Source organism: Thiomicrorhabdus sp. 6S3-12 (assembly GCF_017571475.1).
Lineage (GTDB): Bacteria > Pseudomonadota > Gammaproteobacteria > Thiomicrospirales > Thiomicrospiraceae > Thiomicrorhabdus.
Window position 1 is genome coordinate 438397 of sequence record NZ_JAGETW010000001.1, and the last position, 26666, is coordinate 465062.

Consider the following 26666-nt stretch of genomic DNA (forward strand, 5'->3'; position numbering starts at 1 on the left):
CCGTAACTCCCTTTGTTTAACTCGTTGAGAGTGCCCAAAGTGCACTTTCTCCGTCTATCTGTTCCGGCATCAACCATAACGACTGATAAGGCTGTAGAACGAACTTGTCGCTCTGCGACTCGACCATTGTCGCATCCAGCAGATTGACCCAGACCGGGTGTTCGTTAAAGCCGTTGATCTGCGAAAGATCGAGCATCTGAATATCGGATGTCAGGTTATGAATCGCCAGTATCGGGAATTTTACGTCATCTCCGGCGCGCCACAAGGCAAAAAACTCTTTGCCGAGATCCAAAATCTGTTGCGGCGTATTCGGATCAAAGGCTTTGTGTTTTTTACGCAGGGTCAGCAGTCGGGTCAGACGCTTGATCACTTCGGCATTCGAACTGCGCCCGCTGTCGATCAGCGCCTGCAAATAAGGGTATTCCCATTTTCGGCGGTTAATCGAGCGTGTTCTTCCGGTTTTTTCGACCCCTTCGTGGTCGTTCGGTGTCGCCACCAGTGAATGGATATAAAACGCCGGAACCCCTTGCAGACACATCATGATGTTCTGCGAACAGATGAAGCGCTCCACCTGCCACTGATCAGGTCCGTTACTGTTATGCGTCTCGCGCAAAGCGCTGAAATAGGTGATATTGATCTCGTACGGACTCTGGCTGCCGTCCGGATTACTTTTCATCGAAACGAAGCCGCCGAGACGATGCATATTGGTTACCAGATCCTCGACCTCTCGCTGCGGCAGGATACCCTCTACCGGACGCAGACCGATCCCGTCGTGGGAGGCGGTGAAATTCAGAAAAGTACAACCTTCCGGAGGCGGTTCAAGATTGAACGCCCAATCGGTCAAATAATTTCCGTCACCACGGTGCAGCGCATGCAGAATCAGCGGCGCCAGACTGAATTGATAGACCATATGTGCCTCGTCCGACTCCCCGAAATAGGAGAGGTTTTCAATATGCGGCACATTGGTTTCGGTCAGAATAATCGCATCCGGCGCAACCATCTCGACCAGATCGCGCATCAGCTTGACCGCCTCGTGTGTCTGCGGCAGATGGATACAGTTGGTGCCGATCTGTTTCCACAGGAAAGCGATCGCATCCAGACGAATAATCCGCGCGCCCTTACTGACGTAAAACAGCAGAACCGAAAGCATTCTCAGTAATACCAGCGGATTGGCAAAGTTCAGATCGATCTGGTCGGCACTGAAAGTCGCCCAGACCTTTTTGCGTCCGCGATGAGTATAGGCGGGAACCAGCAGCGGGGTATTCCGCGGCCGCGTCACCTGCGACAGATCCGGCTCGCCTTCGACTTCGATAAAGAAATCGGTATAGGGTGAATTATTGGCCTTGTAGTCGGTAAACCACAGACTTTCGCGCGAAACATGATTGATCACCAGATCGAACATCAGATTATATTGCTGACTGATCTCGTCGACATGTTCCCAGTCGCCCAGATCGGGATCAACCATACAGTAATCGATGACCGAAAAGCCGTCGTCGGAGCTGTACGGAAAAAACGGCAGTATATGCACGCAACTGATCGCACCTTTAACATGCTCGTCCAAAAAACGCTGCAAAGTCGTTAAAGGCATCTCGCCTTCCTGTAAGAAGGTATCTCCGTAGGTAATCAATACCGCATCGGTCTGATCCCATTTCGCTTCTTTGTGCGGGGTTCTTTTGGCCTGCTTGGCCAATAGCTCGATAATGCCTTTATAAGCAATCTCGACCTTGACAGAGTCTTGATAAATCGCGTCCAGACGTTTTTTGATCCGGTCCAGACCGGAATCTGCGCTGAGGTCTCGAGGTTCTGTCATAGGCCCACCTTATCCTTTATATGCAATGAAAATCTGCGGTTACTGGTTATCCAATTCAACCGCTTCGTAAAGTTCTTCCAGAATGGTCGGACAGGCACTGGTTACCCGGTTCCAGTTCGGCAGGAATGGTCGTTCCTCGGTGTTATCTAGGAATATATCTCCCGCAGCAAGAATACTGCGCGCAAACAGTTCAATCGCTTGCTCTTCGGCATGCAGATCGAGCGCCAGACCGTTCATCTCCGCATCAAAGGCATAGCTTTCCAGCTGATCCAATGCCGTACGCAGATAAACGGCGCGCACCGAACGCATGGTTCCGCGCGAGAAGACATGCCCGCGTGTCGCCAATTTTCTGAACAGCGACTTGGCAATGTCCTGACTCATTCGCGCCAGTCCCTTATTCTGATCATCCAGCGACAGTTCCTGATGCTTGTGATCGTAAACATCGGCAATATCGACCTGACAGATGCGGCGGTTGGAGAAATTACGGCGCATCTCCGCCAGCACACCCATTTCCAGACCCCAGTCGGCCGGAATACGCATATCCTTCAGTGCATGCGTATGAATGGCAAATTCGCCCGCCAACGCATAACGAAAACTATCCAGATAAACCAGCAGCTCGTCCGGCCCTAAAACATCCTCCAGCGCGCGCAAAAGCGGCGTTACCAGCAATCGCGCTACGCGTCCGTTCAATTTGCCTTCAGCGTGTCGGGCATAGAACCCTTTGGAAAAGACAAAATTAAACGTGGGATGCGCGACGGGGTAGAGGAGACGTGCGAGTAGGTCACGTTGATAAGTGATAATGTCACAATCGTGTAACGCAACCACATCCACCTGCTTTGCCGCCAACACATAACCATAACACCCCCAAACATTGGTTCCTTTTCCAGGTTCGGTCGGTGCCAACTCCATTGCCTTGAGCTTATTCATGACCTTTTGCAAGCGCGGTCCGTCGTTCCATAAAATCCGATGCTCCTGTCCCAGGTCGGCAAAAAAGCCTTTGGCAAACTCAAACTGCTTTTTGTCGGCCCGATCCAGACCGATGACGATCTGGGAAAGGTAAGGAACTTTAGAAAGTTCACTGACGATGTTTTTTAAAGCGGGTGCTTCTAATTCACTAAATAAGGAAGGCAAAATCAGCCCCAGCCGATTCTGTTGAGAAAACTTTAGCAAATCCGATTCCAACTCTTCGATTTTACGGTCGGTTAAGTTATGGAAAGTGGTTACTGTTCCGTTTTGAAAAAAATCACTCATAGCTATTGCCTCTCAAGCTGGCTGTTTAATGGAATTAACAGGTGCTGCTGAACGACCTCCGCCCAACCCTCAGGAGCGGGATTATCGGCCTCAAAAGCACCTTTTTTATCAATTTTCAGGGTATTTCCTTTGTGCGCCGGAAGAATCAGACTTAAATCGGCCTCTTCCAGCATGCGTCGATCATTCTCTCCGTCACCCAAAGCGACGATATAAGGCGAACGACCGAAGACATTGAATGCCGTGTTCTGCACTCCGCTCTCAAATGGCGCTTTTCGGGCGCTTTCGCTGCTTTCGATGACCCATTTAAGTGCGCTTGCCTTATCATGGTGCGACATCACATGATAAAAACGTCCGCCTTTCAGCAATCGCAGACCATGCTCCTCTAATGCCTTTTTAAATTTTTCCAGATTCGCTTCACTGTCCTGCCAGCTGATCGGCTCGCTTACCGCGCGACGCTTCGCCATCGCGGCCGATTCGTAATCCAACGAAGTGGAAGCCATGACCTCTTCGACCGAGCAGTCGCCGAACCCGGTAAAGCGCCAGCGGTATTGCTCGCGAATCTGCCCAAGAATTGTGCGAATCTCCGCGTAATCTCGACCCAACAGATACTTCTGTTGCGGGTCCTCTTTGGAGAAATAGATCACCCCGCCATTCTCCGCAATAAACGGCGGCTGCAGATCAAGACGATCGAGCCATTGGCTGATTTCGGCAAAGGTTTTACTGGAATTCAAGATCAGCGGAATCCCGAACTGTTTAAGCTGTTCGATCACCGGCAGAACAGGGGCATATTGATAGTCGTGGTGCCCCAGTAAAGTTCCGTCCAGATCGGTAAAAACATAGACGCCGCTTTCGGAAATGGAATTTACATAATTAAACTGATTCATAGCCGAACCCAAGCAGTAGCCATGCCATAAATTTCGATATGCCCGGAACCGCAGCTTTAAATAGGTGCAAAACGCCTGTTTTTGGTGCGCAGCAGAGGCATTGATTTTTACACTCTAACAGATTCGCGAGATAAAAAGTCATCAGGAAGAAAACTATCTTATGGCTAAGCGTTTCTGTCATTTTACTGTTACCTAAGCTTCACTCGATATTCACTTATCCCGCCGGTCGACCTCCTAACATAAGCTTGGATTTTTCAAGACAGTGCAAGTACACGGAAAAATCCTCTCCGAGAGGCACACAATGCAAGGCTAGCTATGACCAGCACCACTATCGACAAACCAATCAAAACCAAATCGCTTTTGAGAAAAGCCGTCGTCAACAGCTCCGTATTCAGTCGTAAAGGTTTGCTTGACCGACTTTTTACCGCCTGGTTTGACCGTCTTGTCTATCCGCAGATCTGGGAAGATCCCGAAGTCGATATCGCCGCACTTGAACTGGATCGAAATTCAAGCGTTTTCACCATCTCTTCCGGCGGCTGCAATGCCTTGAACTATCTGACCGAAGATCCTGCATCGGTTACGGTGGTGGACTTAAACGAAGCACATATCGCGCTGATTCAGCTCAAAATCGCCGCACTGCGTCACCTTCCGGATGCGGAAAGCTTTTATCAGTTTTTCGGCCGAGCCGATACGCCCGAAAACATGGAACTTTACCGGCGTTACATCCGCCCTTATCTGGACAATAAAACGCGCTCTTACTGGGATAAAAGAACCGGTTGGCGCCGTCAGCCGCGCATTGCGATGTTTAGCAAAGGCTTTTACCGCTTCGGATTGCTCGGGCAGTTCATCGGCTTGATTCATTGGCTCAGCAGACGTCTCGGATATGACATCAGCCTCGTTATGCAGGCTCGAAACCGTACCGAGCAAAGAGAGTTGTTTGAAAAACACGTCGCGCCGGTTTTCGACACCCGTCTTTTACGCTGGTTGAGCAATCGCCCGATGGTGCTTTACAGTCTTGGCATCCCGCCTTCGCAATTTGACGAAATGGCGCAGGATTCCAAGCAGCAACAGCAAGGAATGCACGAACTGCTTAAGGATCGCGCCCGCAGTCTGGCCTGCGACTTTGCATTGGAGGAAAATTATTTCGCCTGGCAGGCTTTCGCCCGCGAATACGATCACGAAAAACGCATTGCGCTTCCCCGCTATCTCAAGGCGCAGCATTTCGAACACCTGAAAAGGGCTTGCCAGAAAATAGAGGTCTACCACCAGTCCATGACCGAACGGCTGCAAGCCATGCCGAATCAGAGTCTGACCTCCTACCTTCTGCTGGATGCACAGGATTGGATGAATGCACAACAGGTGAACGCTTTATGGCAGGAAATCACGCGCACCGCCAAACCCGGTGCGCGTGTGGTGTTCCGTACGGCGGCAACGTCGTCGCCGCTGGAGGAAAAACTTGATCAGCAGCTGCTGCAACAGTGGCAGACCGACGCACAGAAAAACGCTGACTGGACGCGCCGCGATCGCTCGGCGATCTACGGAGCAGTTTTCGTTTATCACAAACAGGCCTGACATCCCCAACAGACAAAATCCGTTATGAGCATTCAACCACAAGATTTTCATACATTGCGTTTTGTGCAGCTATACAACAGCTTTGATCCGGGACAGGCGATCCGCAACGTACAAACCGAGCTGGACATTTTCCATCACGAAAACCTTCTGTTTCCGGTCAGCTATAACGAAAGCGAGTACCATAACAGCTACATCTGCTCCTTTCATACCGCCTATATCGACTATGCGCGGGAAGAGCTGCAACTGATCAAATCACCGGTACAGAGATGGCTGCTGCACAAAGCCTCCTATCTGGCGTCCGTCTGGTTGAAAATGGCGCATATCAACCACAGCGTCTGTCTCAACAACTGGCTCTTTTCGACCAACCCCCTGCCGTCGCTTTCGGCTCAGGAAGTTTTTGCGATTACCCATAAACTGGTGCTGCAAAACCCGTTTCATAATCTGACAATCCGCTCTCTGAATGCAAAGCACAATGGCGAACTGATCGAGCACCTCACAGCCCAAGGCTGGCTGATGCTTCCGGCGCGCCAAGTGTATCTGTTCCCCAAAAACGGCGACTGGCAGAAACGGAATAATGTCAAAAACGATCAACGACTGCTGCGTAAAACCGCGCTAACCCTGCTTCAGCCGCAAGAACACTGCAAAGCGGATTTCAAAGAAATCGAACAGTGTTTTCACCGCCTTTTTATCGACAAGCATTCGCAGTTTAATCCGCAATACAGCGCACAGTATCTGTGGATGCTGCACCGACAAAACCTTATGGAATTTTTCAGTTTTCGGGACAGTGCCGGGAGAATTCTGGCCACTCTGGGCGTTTTTACCGAAAACGGCGTAATGACGGCTCCGATCGTCGGCTATGACACCCATGCGCAGAAAAAGCTCGGACTCTACCGTCTGGTCATTGCACAACTGTGCAAACTCGCCATGGAACGGCAACTCGATCTGAATCTGAGTTCCGGAGCCGGAGAGTTCAAACGCAACCGGGGAGGTGAAGCGACGATGGAATACACCGCTCTATACTGCCGCCACCTGCCTTTTAAACAGCGTTGGCTGCTGCACAGCTTCAGCAAACTACTGAACCGCTACGCCCCTAAACTGTTTACCGAAAACCAAATCTAATTTCAGCTTTACGAGAGCCCGCTTATGACACAGTCGCAACAAACCGATACTCCTCTCGACAGAGAACATTGGCTCGCTTCGGCAATGGCCGAAGAGCCGCGCACGGAAAACCTCTCCGACGAGCCGACACGCTACCGGACGATCTGGATTTCCGACTGCCACCTCGGCTCCAAAGGCTGTAAAGCGGACTTTCTCAGCGACTTTTTGAAACAGCACGACTGCGAGAAACTGATTCTCAACGGCGACATCATCGACGGTTGGCGCATGCGCAAAAAGATTCACTGGCCTCAGGCGCACACCAATGTCATCCGCCGCATTCTTACGCGCGCCAAACGCGGCACTCAGGTGATCTATATCACCGGAAACCACGACGATATGCTGCGCCGTTATTCCGGCATCGATTTCGGCAACATTCATCTGGTCGATGAACACGTCCATATCACCGCCGACGGCAAAAAACTGTGGTGCGTTCACGGCGACCAGTTCGACGGCGTGATCCAGTGCCATCGCTGGCTCGCCTTTGTCGGCGATTTTCTGTACGAGACTGTCCTGACCTGGAACCGCTGGTTCAATAAAGCCCGCGCCCGTCTCGGCTTCGGCTACTGGTCTTTATCGGCTTATCTCAAACACAAGGTCAAACGCGCGGTAAACTTCATCTCCGACTTTGAACACGCCGTCGCCAAAAGCGGCAAACAGAAAAAAATGGACGGCGTCGTCTGCGGCCATATCCATCATGCCGAAATCCGTGAGATGGAAGACGGCGTGATGTATTTCAACAGCGGCGACTGGGTTGAATCCTGCACCGCGCTGGCGGAGGATTTCGACGGCAAGATCCACCTGATCCGCTGGATCGATATCGATCATCAGAGCGCCAAACAGCTCACTGCACAACAGACTTCCGTCGAAGCGGCTTAGTCTTCGGCGGAAATTGCTTGCAGCAGAAGCGAATTCAGATAATTTTTGCACGCCAGACTGTTAGAATAGGGCCTTTGTTTTAAGTCACTACAAATCGCTATCCAAATGAGCAATGCACAACTAATCCTGATTGATAAACGTAACCAACCGCTCAAAGAGTATATTGTTGCGGTTGCCGCATCCGACGGCCTGAATATTAAAGGCGTGGAAATTATGGCTTCGCCGGCCAAAGGCGAAACCTCTTTGCTGAATGCACAGGTGATTATCCCGCCTCTGGAACAGCACGACTTTAATCTGAAAAAGCTGGTTAAAGAAACCTTGAAAGCCGTCAGCGTCAAAGACGAAATCATGGACATCGATACCTTTATCGAGCGTTGCTCGGAAGATGAAACGGTGCGCGCGGCTCTGAAACGCTCGGTTTCAAAACTGAGCAAAAAGATCGAAGAACTGCTTAAAGAATTCCTCGATTCCGAAGTGATCCCGTTGATTCTGGAACGCCGTAACGATGCACTGTACAAGCTCAAAGAGCATGCCGAAGAACTGAAAGGCAAAAAAATCGTCTGCATCGATATTGAAGCGACCAATATTTCGACCGACCCGGAAGCGGACATTATTCAGCTTTCCGCCTGCGACGGCGAAGGTAAAGAGCTGTTTAACCAGTTGATCAATCCCGGCTACGATATCCCGGAGAATGAGAAACACAATATCACCACGGAAATGGTCGTCAACGAACCGCTTCTGGCTCAGGTCTGGGATCAGATCCATGACACCTTGCGCGATGCTGATGTAGTTCTGGCGTACAGTACAGAAAGCGATTTCATGTATCTGGAGAAAAGCGCCGAAAAGAAAATGCTGCGCTTTGAACTGGACTACAACACCTGGCTGGATGTCGCCGAGCTGAGCCGCGACCTGAACGGCGCCATTCGCTGGCACTCCGAACGTATGTACTGGTTCTACAAAACGCCGAAACTGACCGACGCTTACGAAAAAGTGCTCGGCAAGCCTTTCCCGGGTGACGCACACGATGCACTGGCGGATGCTCAAGCAACCGTCGATCTGTTCAACGCCATGCTGGACAAAGGCCGTAAATCGCAGATCGGCGAGAAGAAAAAACCGAAACAGGTTAAGCAGGAAATCACCAACAATCCGTTTGCCGCCGCTTTCGCGAACGCCAAACGCAGCTGATTTCAGGAACCGTTATGAGTGATATCAATTTCAAGCAACTTGAAAAAGCCAAAATGGGCGAGCACTTCGACTGGCAGGATCTGAAAGACAAGGTCAAATTCGATCAGGACGGCTTGATTCCGGCCATTGCCCAGCAGTACGACAGTAAAGAAGTACTGATGATGGCGTGGATGAACGAGAAGTCTCTACAGGAGACTCTGCAGACCGGCCGCGTCTGTTACTGGTCGCGTTCGCGCCAGAATTACTGGCGCAAAGGGGAAGAATCGGGACAGATTCAGGTATTGAAAGAGCTTCGCTTTGATTGCGACGGCGATGCCATCCTGATGCTGGTCGACCAGACCGGGCCGGCCTGCCATACGGGCCGCCGCAGCTGCTTCTATACGTTGGTGGAAGGCGATCAGGCAACCATCACTTCCGAACCGCTGATCGCGCCGGAAGATCTGTATAAGAAATAATTGAAAACAGTCGCCAATAATCTCTGCACATAAAAAAAGCCGCTATTTTGCGGCTTTTTTATTTTAAGCTTCGGCGGATTGCTCGTTGTCGTTATAGACGCGCACAGGTTCTTTGGCAATCAGTAACTCGCGCAAAACCATAGTAGCGAAAGCCCCGGCCGGCAGAATAAATTCCAATTGCAGATCCAGACTTTGTTCGCCGTTTTGCGAATTGACCGGCAGCCACTGCCACTGCAGTTCCTGCGGCATCAAGCGCAGAGCACGCCGATCCGCCTTCACGCCCATTTTAGCCAGACCTTCGCTCCAAAGCGCAAAATCCGCCAGCCAGTCCGTCTGCATCTGCAGAACCTCTCCCTGCGGCTGCAGGAGCCCTTTCGCTTCCTGACCGATCAGCAGACCGCTCGGGTGAATATCGCCCTCCGCAAGACGCTGCGGCAGATTGTCCGTGCCGTCATCCGCAAAACAGCGACTGGATCCCTCAAGTTGAAACACATCCCCTGCCAGATAACGGTTCCAGTTTCCTTGTTCGACACGTTCGCTTACATAGCAGTTAAAGGCCCATGAGCGCAGCGCCGAAAGATAGAGGCTCTTCTTATGTCTCGGCACCCTCTGGCCGCCTTCAATCATCTGTAATGCTCCGGGAAGGTTGTTGCCGTTTTTGCCGAAACGCTGCGGGCCGAAATAGTTAGGGACGCCTTCGCTCTTAACGGTTTCCAGACGTGCGCTCAGTTCATCGATTATCTGTCCCAGATCCTGCTCGCCAAGCGATTGCAGGTCACGCAGGCGGATAATAAAACGATTACCGCTAAGCCCGCCTTTTTGCAGTTTGCGATTATGCCGCGAGGATTTAATCAATTGCACCTGAGGGTGCGGCCACTCAGCCCAATCCGGATCGCTTTTGCCCGGTAAATGCACGCTGAGCCACTGTCGGGTAACAGCATGCCGATCCTTCTGTCCGGCCATTCCGACCGCTGAACGGGATACGCCGGCCCATCGGGCGATTTCTTTAGCCAGCCATTCGCTGTTCTCGCCGGTTTTCTGCAAGTAGAGCCACAGATGCTCGCCTTCACCGCTCAAAGTGTACGGATTCATTTCCTGAACCTGGAAATCATCCGGCTGTTGTTTAAAAACCGCCTGCTGCTGCGGAGGTGAAATTGCATAGGCGAGCCGGGAAAAATCGGCCTGGTCAATCGTTGGCTTACTCATAATTCTTTCTTTACTCAAATAAAAACCCCGGACGTCTGGGGCTACCAAAAGTCCGGGGTTGTATTTTAAAGCTTAAAGGCCGACCGGCTTAGAGATTATTGAATACCTTTTCGGCAATCGGCGGTTCTTTGCCTTGCGGCTTTTCGTTATAGATCTGAATCAGCAGCTGGCGTACATTGCCCGGCACCATATAATCCTTAATTAAAGCCCGCGCATCGATCGGAGAATCTTTATTGATATACAGATAAAGATTGCGTACATAACAGGGGTTATCCGGATCGGACGCCATAGGTTTAAGAAGCCCGTCGCCTTCGAGCTTAAGGTTCTCCTTAGAGATAATCACCATCTTGTGATAGTAGGTTGACGTCAAAGGTTTATCGAAACAGACTTCAAACAGACGGTCGAAATTACCGGAGCCGCGATCCATCGTATCAACCATTTTGGCGCTGACAATTTTGACCGGTTCTTTCGAACATGCAGTCAAACCGACCACCCCCAAAATAAAAAGCGCACCGATCAGCCATCGTTGGGAAAGATGCATACCCCCTCCTGATTTTTCAAATAAACACGCTAGCATTTTACGGCCTGCAAAATAAAAAAGCCTTAAAACGTATTTTAAGGCTTTTGCATAAGAGGGGTAAATCGGCTGCGGATTAGCGAGTTTCCTGCTGAATCCCCGCGACCTGCCAATTGCCTTCACCCTCCTGTAAACGGCGAATGTGCCATACTTCGCTGAAGGCGTGCGCCCCTTCACCGGCGCTTTCTTCAATAAAGCCACTGTAACGTACGCTGACAATAAAATAATTGTCCTCAATCACCTTATCGGCAATTTCGGCGTAGACTGAATCGACACCCGTCTGATTATCACCCGGCTGAACACCTTCCAACTCTTCGCTCAAAGCCTTAAACAGTTCAGGCGTACAGTAACTCTCAAGCGCCGCCATATCAACGTCGTCCCAGGCCTTTTGCAGCGCGATAAAATGGTCTTTAGCCGCTTCGATAAAGCCTTGCTCGTTAAACCATTCCGGCATCTCCGTCACCGGCTGCGCTTTATCCGATGGCGCTTCTCCACTCAAACCTGAGCCGATAATCGAACCGCCGGCATTCGGGTCATAAGGAGCATGGCTGTCACGCTGTTGAGTCTGCATTGATGATTCCGGTTGCGCAGGCTGTTGCGGCTGATATTGGTCACGCTGATAGCTTTCATAAACAGGCTCTTGCTGGGCCTGCTGCTTTTTACGCGCGAACATCTGAAACAGAATAAACGCGATCAGCGCAAATAGAAGAATATCCAGAATCTGGATACCTTCAAAGGCGTCACCGAAGATCATCGCCGCCAACAGGCCGCCAACCGCCAGACCGGCAAGCGGACCCAACCATTTGGCAGCGCCGGATTTTGCAGCCGTCGTGCCCGCAGCAGCGCCTGCGGTCGTGCCGGCAGTCTGAGTGGTTTTGCTGTCGGTCGTGGATTTCTGAGTATAAGACTTCGGTGTAATCTGTTTGCTGTAGCCCAAACTTTTACTGCTTCCCAGACGTTTCGCTTCCGCCGTTTGACTGATCGCAAACAGCAGTGCGAATACGCTTATCATCACCAACCAAAAACGTGTACCGCTCGTACTCATCAAGAACTCCATTTAAAATTTTTATGAACTTACCTTAATGGCATTGTACTTAATTTTATAAGGATTTCATCAAATTCTATAAACTCAGTTTATTACAACGCCATCACGGGTCATTCAAGCAAATTTAAAACGGTTTTTGCCGGCCTGCTTCGCGGCATACATTGCCTGATCGGCAAGCTTAAGAAGCGTTTCCGGATCGGACGCATTCAGCGGATAAAGGGCCACACCGAGACTGCATGACAACTTGATCGTATGTGAATTGAGCACAATCTCGTCCTCCATCTCCTGCAAAACCCGTTGCAAATAGGGTTTAAGCTGCGCTTTATCTTCGAGATCTTCAATAACCGAAATAAATTCATCCCCGCCCTGGCGGACAACGGCATTTTCACGCCGCGTGATATTCCGCAGACGGTCAGCCAGAATCTTCAACACTATATCGCCCGAGTCATGTCCGTACAGATCATTAACCTCTTTAAATCCATCCAGATCGATAAAGCAGACGGCGACCAATTTATCATGCCGCCATGCTCGTGCCAGCGCTTCGAGAATTTTCTGTTTCATGGCGTTACGGTTGAACAAACCGGTCAAAGGGTCATACAGCGCCATTTGCGAAAGCAGGCGCTCGCTCGCCCTTCTCTCTTCGAAGAGCACTCCGAGAATCAGCGCCAGAAGAATTAAAGAAAGCACAAAATAATTCAGTTCGACCAACTGCTCAAAACTTCCTTCTTTAAAAGGCCCGAAACCTTGATATGTCTGATACAGAATGGTCACTGTCAGCACATTTACGGCAAACCCCGACAGGGCCACGCCTTTCTTAGCGGCAATCAGAATGACCAAAGGCGTCATCAACGCCAGTATCAATACAAAATTGGACGCAATTTCATAACGGGTAAGCAGGTAAGTCGTCGCAGCGAAAAACACGCCGATTGCCGCCAACTCGATTCCCTTATGCCGGCCACCTCCCGAACTGAAGGCAAGCAGCATGGGCACGAGCAGAATTTGCCCCATGGCATTCCCGAACCACCAGGACAACCAACTTACCGGATAGCTGTCCCAGAATAAAACGCCGCTGGAGACTAAAGAGAGCGTTCCGAGAGTGGCGCTAAAAGGCTGCAGGACAAAAAGGATCAACAGCAGAATGCCACCCAGATCGCGCATGGTTTCCATCTTGCGATCAAGTTTCAGCAGCTGGAACAGAGCGATCGCAATCCATGCTTCCAGGGTATTGGTAATCGAGACGGCAAGACAGGTTTCCGGAAGCAGGCCGTTATGCCAGGCAAGTGCCAATTGCCCGAAGAATATTCCCGGAAGAATGCGCTTCCCGAAAATCAGCGCGCCGGCCAGAGCAAACCCTTCTGCGGCAAAGATGACAATCGTAATAATGCTGTGTTCGTACGAGAAAGCAAAGCTGAGTTTACCGGAAACAAAATAGGTCACCGCCATCAACAGATTTAAAACCAGCAAACTGTAAACCGGTTTATCGCTTCTGTTACCGATCAGGCCTTGAACTGCTTTTAACACCCACCTTTCTCCCGCTTCGAGACAAATAAAAAGTCTAGCACTGCCTATTTGACTGTACTCTATTTACAATCAACAAAAATGCACTTATTTATCGGCAAAATCTAAAGATAAATAAACTTCGCGCACACAACAAATACGTAAATCCAGTCGATTTTTGCTTGAGTTTATCGGAATTAACGGCAATGATTCTATAAGCGAAGAGATCACAAATGCGCTCATAGGAGGGGTTACGTGTTATCAAAAAAACATTCTTTAATTAGAGGTCTGGTTTCGACGGGGCTGTTAATCTCTCTTGCCGGCTGTGGCGGCGGTGGTGACGGATCGTCTTCGATTGCCATACCGACCTCGGCGGAAGTAATCATCACCTATGAAAACTCCGAAGCCGTCGCCAGTTCGGCACTCGATGCGACTTATGGCACAGTGGAAGTCTCCGGAACCTACGGCGACTTGATTCCTGTCGGCGCAGAAGTCCAATCCAGCGAAGAGAGCGTTGAATTCAATACCAATCAGGAACTCTACAAACTCTTTAAACTGACTGCGGAAAAAGCCAACTTGCCAAGCAATTCCACTGCCGTCGGCGGAGAGGTTTCGAACATCGATAACTGTGACAGCGGCTATATCAGTGTCAGCGGGTATGTGGCCGACGACACCTATCCGTTCGAAACGGCCGGCGATTATGCCTATGCAACTTTCAATAACTGTTATTTCACCGACTTCGGAACCTATAATGGCGAACTTTATTTCAGACTGGACAGCTATTCAGACAGTCTGATCGAGCTAAGCATGGAGCTGACGGACTTCAGTTTTGAAGATGATCTGTATAACTTCAGATTGCAATCCGGCAACCTGTTCACGCAAACCGCACTTTCCCATTTTGACGATTATGGCGATCCGGGCATCATCAACTCCACGGCGACCGGTGACCTAAGCGTTACTGAAGACGGCCTGACACACACTCTGGCCCATAACGACTTTCTGACTATTTACGAAGACGGCGTCACTCTCAACGAAGCCTTTTATGCCCGATACAGTGCCTACGGCCTGACCTCCTACATGCTTAACGGTCAGGGCATTGGAGCGATTGATATCAATACCCTGATTCCTTTCGAAGAGGGGTACGATTATAACTACCCCATTCAGGGACAAGCCGAGATTTACGGAGCCTTGGGACAAATGCTGATGACCGCCAATCCCGACGGAACCATCACGCTTGATATCGATTCGGACGATGACGGCTTCTATGAAACGACTAAGACCGTCAATTGGGAAGTTCTATAATGCGGCACTCTCCCGGCCACACGAAGGTGTATGTGGCCAAACGCTTTAAAGTGAAGCACTTATTTTACGGCTTCCTGCTTGCATTAAGCGCCTTTCCGGCACGAGCGGAAGTTCAAATCGGCCCTGCCCTGCAGTATTTTCATCTGGAAGAAAGGGACGACGACGGACATTTTCTGGACAGCGAAAAAGGCTTTTTACCGACAATCGATCTCTCGATGCAGACCGAGAGCCTCGTCGTCAAAGCCTCCTTTGCAAAAGCGGACATCGACTATTCCGGCCAACTGCAAAACGGAACGCCCTATTCAACCGATACGGAAACGACCCTTTTTGATATCGCCGTGCTCTATAAACTCCCTATCGCCTGGAAAGCGGACTATGCTTTACATGCCGGAATGGGATACGCGTTTTGGAAAAGAGACATCACCTCAAGCCGAGAGAATGTTCTTCCGCTCTACGAAGAATACCGCAATCCATATCTCAACCTTTCGGCGCGGATTCCGCTCAAAAATATAGCTCTCAATTTGGGAATAAAGCACCATTTCAACGCCGAAATGGCTTTGGAGATACCGGACACAGGACGTGCCGATCTGGATTTACCCGACAGCAATGAACTGATTATCGGACTCGATTACAACATCGCAGCGCAATGGACGCTGTTTTCGCAATACAGCTATCAGCTCGTATCCCGTTCGCAAGCCTTCCCGCTCAAAAACAACGCGGGAGAGGTCATCGGCCTGGCGACCGAGCCGGAACACGATCTGCAGAAATTTCTGATCGGCGTGAAGTACGCATTTAAGTAAAAGCGAATAAGAGACCTTTTCTTCGCAAAAACCCGCAACCCACTTTTAACATACCTCTCTTTTCGGCGCGTGGAGCGCTCAAAGGAGACGCTCGCCCGTGCACCGTCGGCAGTCGATTCAGGATTCTTTAACACATCTGGAGATAGTGTAGTCCTTGCCCTGCTTAACTTTCTCGTAGTTACCGAAAACTTCCTTGAAGTTACGCTTCATATAGTCGCGCAATCCGTTGATAGTGACCACGACCAGTTGTCCACCCGGGGCCAGCTGCTGATGAATATCGTGCAACATAATGCTCAGCATTTCTTTGCCGACCTTGGCCGGAATATTGGAAATCACCGTGGTGAACTCCAAATCCTTGGGCACATTACTTAAACCGTTGGACAGATACGCCTTAGCGTGGCTAAGGTGGTTCAATTCGGCATTCTTATTGGCATATTCGACCGCGACAAAGTCCTTATCCACCATATGCACCTCGCCTTGTGGCGCACTGGCGGCAATCGCCAACCCGATCGGCCCGTAACCGCAACCGATATCCAGCGCAACTTCATCTTCCTTGATCTCCAGATAGCGCAATAGCAAATCCGTCCCGGAATCAATTTCACGCGGGCTGAAAATTCCCCAGGTGGTGGCAAACTTCAAAGGTTTGTCCATCAGCTTCGCTTCAATATGTAAGTCCTGTTTGAGTTGTTCGATTGTTGCCACGGTGTCCTATCCTAAATGTTTTTTTCGCGCCGAATATTCAAGGCGGTTCAGAGAAAATTTGCTAGAATATTGTACTCTTTATTTCCCAACTGTGCCTGCGGCTTAAGCGCGACGGCACGGCAATTCCGACAACCATCACGATTACTGTTTTTCAGATGCACGGATTAAACGACAGACAATTACAAGCGGTACTGCATATTGATACGCCGGCACTGGTTCTTGCCGGAGCCGGATCCGGAAAAACTCGCGTTATCACCGAGAAAATCGCGCACCTGATCCGCAAGCATGATTACCAGCCGCATCACATTTATGCGGTGACCTTTACCAACAAATCCGCCAAGGAGATGAAGGAACGTGTCAGCAAACTGCTCAAGGACGACAACAGCAAGGGGTTGAATGTTTCGACCTTCCATAACCTGGGGCTGAATATCATCCGCCGCGAATATAAAGCGCTTGGTTATAAATCCAACTTCAGCATTATGGATGCCGCCGACGCGGGCCAGATCCTCAAAGAACTGATGCACAAACAGAACATCGATCCGGAAGTGGTTGACGGCGTGCAGTGGGATATCTCCAACTGGAAGAATGCCCATATATCGCCGGAAAAAGCGCTGGACATGGCCGAAGACAATCAACAGCAGGCGCGAGCCATCCTTTATCAGGTATACCAGAAACAGCTAAAAGCCTACAACGCCGTGGATTTCGACGATCTGATCGGCCTGCCGGTTAAACTGTTCAACGAGCAGCCACAGATTCTCGACAAGTGGCAAAACCGTGTCCGCTATCTTCTGGTGGATGAGTATCAAGATACCAATGCCGCACAGTACGAGCTGGTCAAACAGCTGGTCGGAATTCAAGCGCGCTTCACGGTGGTAGGCGATGACGATCAGTCAATCTACGCTTGGCGCGGTGCCCAGCCGGAGAACCTGGCGCTGCTGAAAGAGGATTTCCCGTCTCTGGAACTGATCAAACTGGAACAGAATTACCGCTCCAGTAACCGCATCCTGCAATCAGCGAACAAACTGATCGCCAATAATCCGCACGTGTTCGATAAAAGCCTCTGGTCCGAAATGGGCCAGGGCGACCATTTGCGCGTTATCTCCTGCGCCAACGAAAATCAGGAAGCGGAACGTGTGGTTTCGGAAATCATCCTGCACAAATTCAAACACCGCACCAAAAACCGCGATTACGCGATTCTATACCGCGGCAATCATCAGGCGCGACTGATCGAGCGCGCACTGCGCGAGAATAATCTGCCGTACGTCATTTCCGGCGGCAAATCCTTCTTTGACCACGCCGAAATCAAAGATGTGATGTCGTATCTAAAGCTGATCGTCAACCCGGATGACGACGCGGCATTCCTGCGCGTGATCAATACACCGCGTCGCGAAATCGGCGCCTCGACGCTGGAAAAACTGGCGACCTACGCAACCAACCGCGGCATCAGTCTGTTTGACGCAACCCAGGAATTCGGTCTGACCAATGTCCTCGCCGACAAACCGTTGCGCCGAGTACAGCTCTTCGGCGAACAGCTGATGAAATGGATCAAGGAAGCCGACGCCGCCCAAGGCGAAGAAGTCGTGCATTTTGTACGCGGCCTGATTGAAGAGATCGAATACGACAATTGGTTGCATGAAACGGCCACCACGCCGAAAGGTGCGGAAAAACGCATCAATAATGTCCGCGACCTGATTCTGTGGATCGAACGGATTATTAACAAAGCGTTGGAAGAGGACGGCGAAGAGAAACGGCTGTCGACCATCGTGACCCATATGACACTGATGGACATGATGGAGCGCAACGAATCCGAAAAAGAACATGACATGATCAGTCTGATGACCTTGCACGCCTCGAAAGGCCTGGAATTCCCGCACGTTTTCCTGATCGGCATGGAAGAGGAACTTCTGCCGCATAAACAGAACCTGGAATCTCCGGGGCTGGAAGAGGAACGTCGTCTGGCCTATGTTGGCATTACCCGCGCCAAACAGACGCTGACCATGACCTACGCCAGCAAACGGCGAAAATACGGTGAAGACATGGCCTGCGAACCGAGCCGGTTCCTGCACGAACTGCCGCAGGAGCTGCTGCATTGGGAAGGCAAACCGGGTGTCGTGATCAGTGAAGAGGAAAAACTCAAACACGGTAACGAAAATCTGGCCAGCTTAAGATCCATGCTCTCCGGCGGCGCTTAATCCAGGAACAGAATAAATGAATGCACAACCGATGATCTCCCCTTTCGAATACGCTCCGATGCCGCACCTGTATTTCGGCTGGGGAATTCGCCAGCAATTTTTGGCTTCGGCTAAACAGCAATACCACCGAAGCGTCGTGCTTATCAGCAGCCGCTTTCTCGCCAAACCGGGACAGTTTGCCGCTCAAATTAAAGAGGAACTCGGCCAGCAATGCCAGGTACAACTGTTCGAAGTCAGCGGAGAACCTTCTCCAGAGTTGGTTGATCGGATCGTCAGCCAGTGCCCGCGCGATTGCGAGGCCGTTATCGCCATCGGCGGCGGCAGCGTATTGGACGCAGCCAAAGCCGTAGCCGGATTGATTCCCTCACAAACCAGCGTAATGGATTATCTGGAAGGCGTCGGTGCCGGCAAACCATTTAACGTTGAGGTCTGTCCATTCGTCGCGATTCCGACCACTGCCGGAACCGGCAGCGAAACGACCAAAAATGCCGTTTTGTCGCGCATCGGAGAATTCAAAAAGTCGTTCCGCGATAATAAACTGCTGGCCAAACAAGCCTGGCTCGATCCGGAACTGCTACAGACCTGTCCCAAAGAAATTCTGTACGCCACCGGCATGGACGCCTTTACACAACTGCTGGAAAGCTATGTCACCCTCAAAGCCAATCCGATTAGCGATGCACTGGCCTGGCAAGGCATGCAAAAGTTTCTCGGCGCTTTCGAAATGATCGACCATGGCAACGAGGAACAGCGAAAAAGCGGCTATGGAAATCTTATGCTGGCCGCAACCCTCTCTGGAACCACCTTAGCCAACGCAGGTCTGGGAGCAGTCCACGGACTGGCCGGACCGATCGGCGCCTTTTTCGAAGCGCCACACGGAATCGTTTGCGCCAAACTGCTAAACCCGATTACCCGGGCCAATATTGAAGGCCTGCAACAGCACACGTATCAAAGCTTTAGCCGGCCGATTCTGAGCAAATACGCAGCAGTAGGACGCCTGGTAAGCCGAAACGCCGACTTGAAAGATGATTCGGCACTGGAATCTCTGCTTAATTATCTGCAGACCTTAAGTGACACCTATGCGCCGCAAGGCTTAAAACAATATGGATTGAACAGCCAAAACATCGATCCGGTTCTGGCCAATTGCCGCAGTGGAAGTATGCTCGGCAACCCCTTGGAATTAACGGACTCAACCCTGCGTCAGGCAATAATCAACAGTTTATAAACTCGCCTTATCCTATTTAGAATTAATTTTTTTCTAAAAAGGGCTTTTGTTACATAACAGACTTTGCGTTTTAAACAACAAAACGTGTATGATGGTTAGAAATTAAGATTCTATACCTGTATACGTAAAAAAATTAAACACTATCACTATATTATCTAAATCTAACAAATTGAGAGACGGATACTCATGAAAGTTCAGAAAAACGCATTCAAACTTGGCCTTATCGCAGCGGGCGTTGCGTTTGCTACGGCATCTTATGCCGAGGGCAATGCCATGAAAAGCTTAAACAGTAATGACGTTGAAGCCATGGTTCAGTTCTATGACGATATGGATCAGGATGGCGTCAACGACGCGCAGGATCATTGCCCGAACACTGCGATGGGCGCATCGGTTGATGCCAACGGTTGTACTCCGGTCGCGCAACCGGAAATGAACACCGTCATCGAAGAAGTCACTATCTACGAGCCGGTTGTTGCCGAAAAAATTGAAGCTCCGTTACCTGAACCGGTATTCACTATGAGCAGCACTTTCTTCGACCTGGATAAAGCAACTCTTCGCGCCGACCAGATTGGTGAACTGCGTGCGAATTTGAGCAAACTGAACAGCATGAAACCGACCGACAATCTTCTGATTATGGGTCATACCTGTGATCTTGGTCCGGATGCATACAACATGCGTCTTTCATGGCGTCGAGCCAACACGGTTCAAAAATTCATCACTGCTGAAATGCCAAATCTTGCAGATCGCATCTATATTGTCGGCCGTGGTGAAAAAGAACCAATGGTTGCCAACACCAGCGAAGCAAACCGCAAACAGAACCGTCGCGTCGAATTGCGCGTCCTTCCAGGCAATCAAATCCTGCCTTCGGATGCAACGAAAATGATGCCGTCATCCATGGCGAAACGTTAACATTTTCTTGTACAAATAAGCAGAAAAAAGCCCCGAAACAAGCGTCTCGGGGCTTTTTTTATTTGAAGGCATCCAGTTATTGCACCCCTATCAAAAAAATCAATATTTGATATAGCAACATAAAGTTAATTAATCGCAAAAAAGCGTCGTAAAAGTTGCAACTATTCCTCTTACATCTCTTTTCCTGCGCCCTTAATTTGCTATACTTGCCTGCATAATAAAAATAAATGCAAGCTTGACTCGATCAGGCTTCTATCATTCCTTATCCGATAAGAAAGACATTATCCCATGACAATAAATTCAGAGGCTAAGGCGACAAGCGAAGCAGCAAACGCATCGCAGCAAACTAAAATTAACGCCACTCACATTGAACTCAAGAGCCCTCTTCTAGATTGCTTGGTCATATACACCAAACTCAATCGCAAACCTTACACTAAAGATGCTCTGATCTCGGGCCTTCCGATCAAAGACGATAAAGTTACTCCGGAAATTTTTCAACGTGCGGCCGAACGTGCCAATCTGAATGCCGCTTTCAAACAGCGTCAGCTTGAAGACATCTCCAATTTGGTTCTTCCGTGCATTCTGATTCTCAAAGATAAGCAGGCGTGCATACTCGAAAGCATCGATCCGAATAAAGGGCTGGCAGAAGTTATACTTCCGGATGCAGACCATGGTAAAACCGAAATCGATCTGGAAAACCTGAAAGCCAACTACACCGGCTATGCTGTGTACCTGACCAACCGTCACAACTTCGATAAGAAGCAGGAAAACCTTCTCGGCTTTGAAGAAGGCCACTGGTTCTGGAGCACAATCTGGAAATCCAAATCCATTTACCGCGATGTATTGATCGCCTCCTTCCTGATCAACCTGTTTATTATCGCCACCCCGCTATTCATCATGAACGTCTACGACCGTATCGTGCCGAACAATGCGGTTGAATCCCTCTGGGTTCTGGCAATCGGTATTTCGGTGATCTACCTGTTTGACCTGACGCTCAAATACTTGCGCTCGTACTTCCTCGAAGTCGCTGGCAAGAAAAGCGACATCCTGATGTCCTCCAAACTGTTCGAGCAGACACTAGGGTTGACCATGCCGAATCGCGTCGGCTCCATCGGTGCGTTTGCCAATATCCTGCGCGAGTTCGACAGCATTCGTAACTTCTTCACTTCTGCGAGTGTGACCGCCATTATCGACCTGCCGTTTGTCGTCATATTCCTGCTGGTCATCTATTACATCTCCGGCTGGATCGTTCTGGCCCCGATCGCCATCATCACCATTATTATGATCTACAGCTTTATGATGATGGGGCCGATCCAGCGCAGTATCGAAGCGACCTACGAGGCCAATAACGAAAAAAACGCCATTCTGATCGAAACCTTGACCGCAATGGACACCATTAAATCGATGGGTGTTGAAGCCCGATCGCAGTGGCAATGGGAGCAAGCCGTCGGCGAAATCGCCCGCGTCAGCTTGAAATCCAAAATGCTGCAGGCCTCAATCGGCCGTGCGACAGAGTTTTTATCGCAGCTCAGTACCGTCGTCATCATTATCGCCGGCGTTTATATGATCACTGAAGGCGATCTGACAATGGGTGGACTGATCGCGGCCGTCATGCTGAGCCAGCGTGCTGTCGGGCCGATGGGACAGTTTGCTAATTTGGCGACCTCCTACCAACAGACTCGCACCGCACTGAACTCTTTGAACAGCCTGATGGAAAAAGAGATCGAACGTCCGCGCAACAAACGCTTTATTCAGCACTCGAAGTTTGAAGGAAAAATCGAGTTTATTAACGTCACTTTCACCTACCCTGGCGATAGCAAACCAGCCTTGAGCAATGTCAGCTTCACCATTCAGCCCGGCGAACGCGTCGGGGTGATCGGACGCATCGGCTCCGGAAAATCGACGATCCAGAAGCTGATTCTCGGCTTTTATCAACCGAATGAAGGAAGCATTCTGATTGATGGCATTGATATCACCCAACTCGACCCGGCTGAGTTGCGTCGCAATATCAACTATGTTCAGCAGGATGTCACACTGTTCAGCGGCGATGTTCGCGACAATATCGCATACCGCGCGCCTTTTATCGAAGACAGCCGAATTATCGAAGCAGCCCGCATTGCCGGTGTGGATGATTTTGTCAAACGCCACCCGGCCGGCTACAGCATGAAAATCACCGAGGGTGGGAAATCGCTCTCCGGCGGTCAGCGTCAGAGTATCGGCGTTGCGCGCGCACTTTTGGTTGATGCACCGATCTATATGCTCGACGAGCCGACCAATGCAATGGATGCGAAATCCGAACAGATTTTGATCGAACGTTTGAAAGAAAACCTATCCCAAAACACCCTGATGGTCGTTACTCATAAAATGAGCATTTTGCAATTGACTGACCGATTGATGGTTATGGAAAACAGCAAACTGGTTGCTGACGGTCCGAAGTCAACCGTTCTTGAAGCGCTTAAAGCGGGCAAAATACAGAAGAGTAGCTAATGATGAAAGTAACCGATATTAAGAACGCTCTCAAAGCCGTCAAAAAGGATAAACCTCTGAAGGACGAAATTCAGGAACAGGACATCGAATTCATGTCCAGCCTGAGCCAGGCCAGCCTGGAAAAACCGACGATACGCTCCCAGCTGGTCGTTTGGATCATGCTTCTGGTTGTCATCTGGCTCATTGTTTGGGCTAGCTATGCAGAACTGGACAAAATTGTCCGTGGTGACGGCAAAGTCGTACCGTCGACTCAGATCCAGGTAATACAGAACTTGGAAGGCGGTATTGTCGAAGACCTTTTCGTTCATGCCGGTGATAAGGTTGAAAAAGGGCAAACCCTTTTGAAGCTGGATAACACTCAGTTTGCCAGTTCGTTCGGAGAAAGCGAAATCCGTGAAGGACAACTGGTCGCTCGTGCCCAGCGTCTCGCTTCGGAGGCGAACGACAAAGAGTTTCAACCACCGCAAAGTTTCAGCAATCCGAAAGTACAGAAACTTTTTGAACGCGAATACGAGCTTTATAAAGCACGGCAGAAACAGCTCAAAAGTAACGACACCATTATCGTCGAGCAGATCGAACAGAAAAAGTTCGAGCTGCGCGGCGCACTTGATCAGCGCTCACAGCTTAAACGCTCTTTGGAACTGATTACCAAAGAAGTTAACCTGATGCGCCCACTGGTTAATCAAGGGGTCGCATCCGAAGTTGACCTGCTGCGTATGCAGCGCGATCAGAATGAAGTACTCTCCAAGCTGAAGGATGTCGAAAGCTCTATTCCTCAGTTACGTTCGGTGATTACCGAATACAGAGCGAAACGCGTAGAAGCCAAAGAAGACTTCATGAATCAGGCTCAGGAAGAGCTTAACGACGTGCTTGCCGAAAAAGCGCAGCTGGAAGAATCCAAAATCGCCCTTGCCGACAGAGTTAAGCGCACCGACGTCAAATCACCGGTACACGGAACTATCAAGCAGCTGTTTGTTAACACGATCGGCGGAGTAGTACAGCCGGGGAGCGATATCGTTGAGATCGTTCCGGACGACGACACTCTGGTTCTGGAAACGAAAATTTCGCCGGCGGATATCGGTTTCCTTTATCCGGGGCTGCTGGCCAAGGTGAAATTCACGGCTTACGACTTTGCCATCTATGGCGGCCTGGATGCCAAGGTAATCAGTCTTTCAGCCGATACCATCACGGACGAAGAAGGCAACAGTTTCTATCTGGCAAAGATCGAGACCGTACGTAACCACCTGGGAAGCGAGCAAGACCCCTTGTATCTTCTTCCTGGTATGACTGCCAATGTCGATATCATCGTCGGGAAGCATACTGTCCTGGATTACATTCTTAAACCAATTATCAAAGCAAAAGATCTGGCATTAAGAGAGTCATAATGTTTTACTAGTAAATTAAAAATCCAGAAAATATGCTTATTAATAGATTCAATTAGTGATTTTGCTTGATAAAAGATAACATCCATTAACTCTGGGTTTAAAATCCGGTTGCATATGGCACAATTTTACATTTAGAATAACTTACATCATATTATTGGCGACCAATTGATAGATGAAACCTCTATTGCTCTATATAAAAGATAAAAATGCGCTAGAAAATTGGGTTTCAACTTGTTCCGGAGAATGTTTAACCTTAAACAATCTAGATGAAATAGTTGACTTTCCAGCACAGGATCAATTAATTTTTATCCAGATTGATGATACGGCGCCAACTGATGAAATCATCAGATTAGCCAAACAGGGATACGGAGTGGTTGCCTTGAGCAATACCCCGAATGATGCGGAAGGCATTAAGTTATTCCAGAACGGCATAAGAGGTTACGCCAACACTTTTGCCGCGAAACAAAGAATTGAACAAATTGTTGCGACGGTAAAAGCCGACAGCGTCTGGCTGGGACCTTCGATCATGCAGGCGATTTGCCAATCCCTGATGGTCAATCAGGAACCGAAGGACGAGTGGAAAGATCCGCTGACCGAACGTGAGATTGAAACCACCGAATTGGTGTTACAGAGCAAAAGCAATCGTGAAATTGCTGAACAACTTGGGATTACAGAAAGAACCGTTAAAGCGCATTTGCGTAATGTTTTCGAAAAATTAGAGGTCACGGACCGACTTTCTCTGGTTTTGAAAATTAAAAACTGGCCTTAAACATTTTTAAAGATTTTGCATTGATAGAGACGATGACTATGAACAAACGCTTTCCTAAACTACTTGTCGCGCTAAGCAGCGCTCTTGCCCTCAACAGCTTTGCAACTTCAGCGCAGGCAATCGAGCTGGTACCAACGGTTGAAGACGCAATTTTGCACAGCCCTGAATTCAGACAGCAAGTCAAAGAAAAACAAGGTGTTGAAGCTGACTTAAGAGGCGCTGAAGGCGGTTGGTTGCCATCTGTAGACCTGGGTGCCGGTATCGGTAAGGAAAAACTGGAAATCGAAGGCCAGGAAGAAACCGACCTGGATCGCAAGGAAGCCTCGATCAGCCTGACCCAAAACCTATTTGAAGGTTTCGGTACACAAAATGAAATCAAACGTCAGGAAGCGCGTTTGGAGTCATCTAAATTCGCAACCAAAGCGGCTGCTAACAAAGTCGCTCTGGATATGGTTTCAGCTTATATGAACCTGCTTAAAGAACAGCAGCTTCTTAACCTGGCCGAAGAAAACAAACTGACGCACGAGCGTATTCTGGATCAGATCGTTCAGCGCAGTCAGGCCGGTGTCGGAAACCAGGTTGAAGTCGATCAGGCAAAAGCCCGTCTAGCCTTGGCTAACGCTAACGTTACCGCAGCTAAAAATAACTATCAGGATGTACTGACTCGTTTCCACCGTGTTCTTGGCCGTTTCCCTGACAGTGACCTGATCAAACCAAACATGGACATCACGATTCCAAACACGTTGGAAGAAGCGATTAACACCGCTCTAATGCAACATCCTACGTTGCGTTCAGCCAATGCCGACATCACCAGCGCACGCGCTCAGTATGCTACGGCTCAAAAACTTTACTACCCTCGCGTAGATGTCGAAGTCATGCAGACTTTCGACGAAAACATCAACGGTATCGAAGGGAAATATGAAGACTTTCAGGCAATGCTTCGCGTTCGTTACAACCTGTTTAACGGTGGTAAGGATCAGGCAGTTGTCGACCGTGCAGCGGCAGACATTTACCAGTCTGCAGAAGTACGCAACAATACACGCCGTGAAGCGATCGAGAACCTTCGTTATGCATGGGAAGCAACAAACTTCCTGGGCGAACAGCTAATCTTCCAACAACAACAGATCGATTCCACTCTGGAAACATTGAAAGGTTACCGCCAGCAATTCAGCTTGGGTCGTCGTTCTCTGCTTGACCTGTTGAACACTGAAGACGAATACATTCGCGCTAAAATTGCCCTTGTTACCAGTGAAAACGATTACATGATCGCAAAATACCGAGTTCTGAACGGTATGGGTTCATTGGTTGAAGCCCTAGGCATTCAGTTGAACTACGAAAAGGCTCCTGAACAGAAATAATTCCTTTCTGTCAGGACAATAAAA

The 26666-nt window shown here is 49.6% G+C and carries 22 protein-coding genes; 14 read left to right on the top strand and 8 right to left on the bottom strand.

The features are described from left to right. Positions 1-16 precede the first annotated feature (16 nt). Genes J3999_RS02065 through J3999_RS02075 form a run of 3 tightly spaced genes read right to left on the bottom strand, consistent with a single transcriptional unit; the run spans position 17 to position 3945 of the window. Positions 17-1810, bottom strand: coding sequence for a sugar phosphorylase (locus J3999_RS02065; RefSeq protein WP_208126322.1), 1794 nt, complete (start codon positions 1808-1810; stop codon positions 17-19). A gap of 39 nt (positions 1811-1849) precedes the next feature. Next, entirely contained in the window at positions 1850-3061 is a 1212-nt protein-coding gene (locus J3999_RS02070) for a glycosyl transferase (protein WP_208126323.1), read from the bottom strand. A 2-nt stretch (positions 3062-3063) separates the two neighbouring features. Further along, on the bottom strand, positions 3064-3945 hold the full coding sequence (locus tag J3999_RS02075) for a mannosyl-3-phosphoglycerate phosphatase (protein WP_208126324.1): 882 nt from the start codon (positions 3943-3945) through the stop codon (positions 3064-3066). Positions 3946-4260: 315 nt separating this feature from the next. Here J3999_RS02075 and J3999_RS02080 point away from each other — a divergent pair, with 315 nt between their 5' ends. From J3999_RS02080 to hisI, 5 genes are all read left to right on the top strand, one after another. After that, a complete protein-coding gene (locus J3999_RS02080; RefSeq protein ID WP_208126325.1) occupies positions 4261-5517 on the top strand; it encodes a DUF3419 family protein in 1257 nt (418 codons plus the stop codon). A 24-nt stretch (positions 5518-5541) separates the two neighbouring features. Further along, positions 5542-6636 carry a GNAT family N-acetyltransferase gene (locus J3999_RS02085; RefSeq protein ID WP_208126326.1) on the top strand — a complete coding sequence of 365 codons (1095 nt, stop codon included), beginning with the start codon at positions 5542-5544 and terminating at the stop codon, positions 6634-6636. A gap of 24 nt (positions 6637-6660) precedes the next feature. After that, entirely contained in the window at positions 6661-7551 is an 891-nt protein-coding gene (locus J3999_RS02090) for a UDP-2,3-diacylglucosamine diphosphatase (protein WP_371811838.1), read from the top strand. 105 nt (positions 7552-7656) lie between these two features. Then, a complete protein-coding gene (locus tag J3999_RS02095; protein WP_208126327.1) occupies positions 7657-8736 on the top strand; it encodes a 3'-5' exonuclease in 1080 nt (359 codons plus the stop codon). Positions 8737-8789: 53 nt separating this feature from the next. Further along, positions 8790-9191: a phosphoribosyl-AMP cyclohydrolase gene (gene hisI / locus J3999_RS02100; RefSeq protein ID WP_371811849.1), complete on the top strand. Its 402-nt coding sequence runs from the start codon at positions 8790-8792 to the stop codon at positions 9189-9191. A 63-nt stretch (positions 9192-9254) separates the two neighbouring features. Here hisI and truD read toward each other — a convergent pair whose 3' ends face one another. The 4 genes from truD to J3999_RS02120 all read right to left on the bottom strand — a co-directional run bounded on the left by truD (position 9255) and on the right by J3999_RS02120 (position 13540). After that, positions 9255-10397 carry a tRNA pseudouridine(13) synthase TruD gene (truD, locus tag J3999_RS02105; protein WP_208126329.1) on the bottom strand — a complete coding sequence of 381 codons (1143 nt, stop codon included), beginning with the start codon at positions 10395-10397 and terminating at the stop codon, positions 9255-9257. Positions 10398-10485: 88 nt separating this feature from the next. Beyond that, positions 10486-10938 (bottom strand): hypothetical protein, encoded by a 453-nt coding sequence (locus tag J3999_RS02110; RefSeq protein WP_208126330.1) that lies wholly within the window; start codon positions 10936-10938, stop codon positions 10486-10488. A gap of 112 nt (positions 10939-11050) precedes the next feature. Next, positions 11051-12019, bottom strand: a complete 969-nt coding sequence (locus J3999_RS02115) for a Tim44 domain-containing protein (RefSeq protein ID WP_208126331.1) — start codon at positions 12017-12019, stop codon at positions 11051-11053. Positions 12020-12133: 114 nt separating this feature from the next. After that, positions 12134-13540, bottom strand: a complete 1407-nt coding sequence (locus J3999_RS02120) for a diguanylate cyclase domain-containing protein (protein ID WP_208126332.1) — start codon at positions 13538-13540, stop codon at positions 12134-12136. A 231-nt stretch (positions 13541-13771) separates the two neighbouring features. On the opposite strand from J3999_RS02120, the gene J3999_RS02125 reads away from it, so the two are divergent. Together J3999_RS02125 and J3999_RS02130 are read left to right on the top strand one after the other, a co-directional pair. Next, positions 13772-14818, top strand: a complete 1047-nt coding sequence (locus J3999_RS02125) for a hypothetical protein (protein ID WP_208126333.1) — start codon at positions 13772-13774, stop codon at positions 14816-14818. Beyond that, positions 14818-15618 carry a hypothetical protein gene (locus tag J3999_RS02130; protein ID WP_208126334.1) on the top strand — a complete coding sequence of 267 codons (801 nt, stop codon included), beginning with the start codon at positions 14818-14820 and terminating at the stop codon, positions 15616-15618. Before J3999_RS02125 ends, J3999_RS02130 begins: the two co-directional genes overlap by 1 nt. 117 nt (positions 15619-15735) lie before the next feature. Here the strand turns inward: J3999_RS02130 and J3999_RS02135 are convergent, their stop codons facing one another. After that, positions 15736-16320: a methyltransferase gene (locus J3999_RS02135; protein WP_208126335.1), complete on the bottom strand. Its 585-nt coding sequence runs from the start codon at positions 16318-16320 to the stop codon at positions 15736-15738. A 155-nt stretch (positions 16321-16475) separates the two neighbouring features. Here J3999_RS02135 and rep point away from each other — a divergent pair, with 155 nt between their 5' ends. The 7 genes from rep (at position 16476) to J3999_RS02170 (ending at position 26642) form a co-directional block, all read left to right on the top strand. Further along, positions 16476-18512, top strand: coding sequence for a DNA helicase Rep (gene rep / locus J3999_RS02140; protein WP_208126336.1), 2037 nt, complete (start codon positions 16476-16478; stop codon positions 18510-18512). 16 nt (positions 18513-18528) lie between these two features. Further along, positions 18529-19734 carry an iron-containing alcohol dehydrogenase gene (locus J3999_RS02145; RefSeq protein WP_243755239.1) on the top strand — a complete coding sequence of 402 codons (1206 nt, stop codon included), beginning with the start codon at positions 18529-18531 and terminating at the stop codon, positions 19732-19734. A gap of 186 nt (positions 19735-19920) precedes the next feature. Next, a complete protein-coding gene (locus J3999_RS02150; RefSeq protein ID WP_208126337.1) occupies positions 19921-20643 on the top strand; it encodes an OmpA family protein in 723 nt (240 codons plus the stop codon). Between the two features lie 288 nt (positions 20644-20931). Continuing rightward, a complete protein-coding gene (locus J3999_RS02155) occupies positions 20932-23130 on the top strand; it encodes a type I secretion system permease/ATPase (protein WP_208126338.1) in 2199 nt (732 codons plus the stop codon). Next, positions 23130-24515 carry an HlyD family type I secretion periplasmic adaptor subunit gene (locus tag J3999_RS02160; protein WP_243755240.1) on the top strand — a complete coding sequence of 462 codons (1386 nt, stop codon included), beginning with the start codon at positions 23130-23132 and terminating at the stop codon, positions 24513-24515. Before J3999_RS02155 ends, J3999_RS02160 begins: the two co-directional genes overlap by 1 nt. Before the next feature lie 379 nt (positions 24516-24894). Continuing rightward, positions 24895-25284, top strand: coding sequence for a response regulator transcription factor (locus J3999_RS02165; protein ID WP_173286531.1), 390 nt, complete (start codon positions 24895-24897; stop codon positions 25282-25284). Positions 25285-25322: 38 nt separating this feature from the next. After that, a complete protein-coding gene (locus J3999_RS02170) occupies positions 25323-26642 on the top strand; it encodes a TolC family outer membrane protein (protein WP_208126339.1) in 1320 nt (439 codons plus the stop codon). Positions 26643-26666 lie beyond the last annotated feature (24 nt).

Coding starts and splice junctions, on each gene's coding strand:
- truD (WP_208126329.1), bottom strand. CDS start 10,397: ATGAGTAAGCCAACGATTGACCAGGCCGATTTTTCCCGGCTCGCCTAT.
- J3999_RS02075 (WP_208126324.1), bottom strand. CDS start 3,945: ATGAATCAGTTTAATTATGTAAATTCCATTTCCGAAAGCGGCGTCTAT.
- rep (WP_208126336.1), top strand. CDS start 16,476: ATGCACGGATTAAACGACAGACAATTACAAGCGGTACTGCATATTGAT.
- J3999_RS02110 (WP_208126330.1), bottom strand. CDS start 10,938: ATGCATCTTTCCCAACGATGGCTGATCGGTGCGCTTTTTATTTTGGGG.
- J3999_RS02170 (WP_208126339.1), top strand. CDS start 25,323: ATGAACAAACGCTTTCCTAAACTACTTGTCGCGCTAAGCAGCGCTCTT.
- J3999_RS02070 (WP_208126323.1), bottom strand. CDS start 3,061: ATGAGTGATTTTTTTCAAAACGGAACAGTAACCACTTTCCATAACTTA.
- hisI (WP_371811849.1), top strand. CDS start 8,790: ATGGGCGAGCACTTCGACTGGCAGGATCTGAAAGACAAGGTCAAATTC.
- J3999_RS02160 (WP_243755240.1), top strand. CDS start 23,130: ATGATGAAAGTAACCGATATTAAGAACGCTCTCAAAGCCGTCAAAAAG.
- J3999_RS02130 (WP_208126334.1), top strand. CDS start 14,818: ATGCGGCACTCTCCCGGCCACACGAAGGTGTATGTGGCCAAACGCTTT.
- J3999_RS02085 (WP_208126326.1), top strand. CDS start 5,542: ATGAGCATTCAACCACAAGATTTTCATACATTGCGTTTTGTGCAGCTA.
- J3999_RS02150 (WP_208126337.1), top strand. CDS start 19,921: ATGAAAGTTCAGAAAAACGCATTCAAACTTGGCCTTATCGCAGCGGGC.
- J3999_RS02115 (WP_208126331.1), bottom strand. CDS start 12,019: ATGAGTACGAGCGGTACACGTTTTTGGTTGGTGATGATAAGCGTATTC.
- J3999_RS02090 (WP_371811838.1), top strand. CDS start 6,661: ATGACACAGTCGCAACAAACCGATACTCCTCTCGACAGAGAACATTGG.
- J3999_RS02095 (WP_208126327.1), top strand. CDS start 7,657: ATGAGCAATGCACAACTAATCCTGATTGATAAACGTAACCAACCGCTC.
- J3999_RS02145 (WP_243755239.1), top strand. CDS start 18,529: ATGAATGCACAACCGATGATCTCCCCTTTCGAATACGCTCCGATGCCG.
- J3999_RS02065 (WP_208126322.1), bottom strand. CDS start 1,810: ATGACAGAACCTCGAGACCTCAGCGCAGATTCCGGTCTGGACCGGATC.
- J3999_RS02155 (WP_208126338.1), top strand. CDS start 20,932: ATGACAATAAATTCAGAGGCTAAGGCGACAAGCGAAGCAGCAAACGCA.
- J3999_RS02080 (WP_208126325.1), top strand. CDS start 4,261: ATGACCAGCACCACTATCGACAAACCAATCAAAACCAAATCGCTTTTG.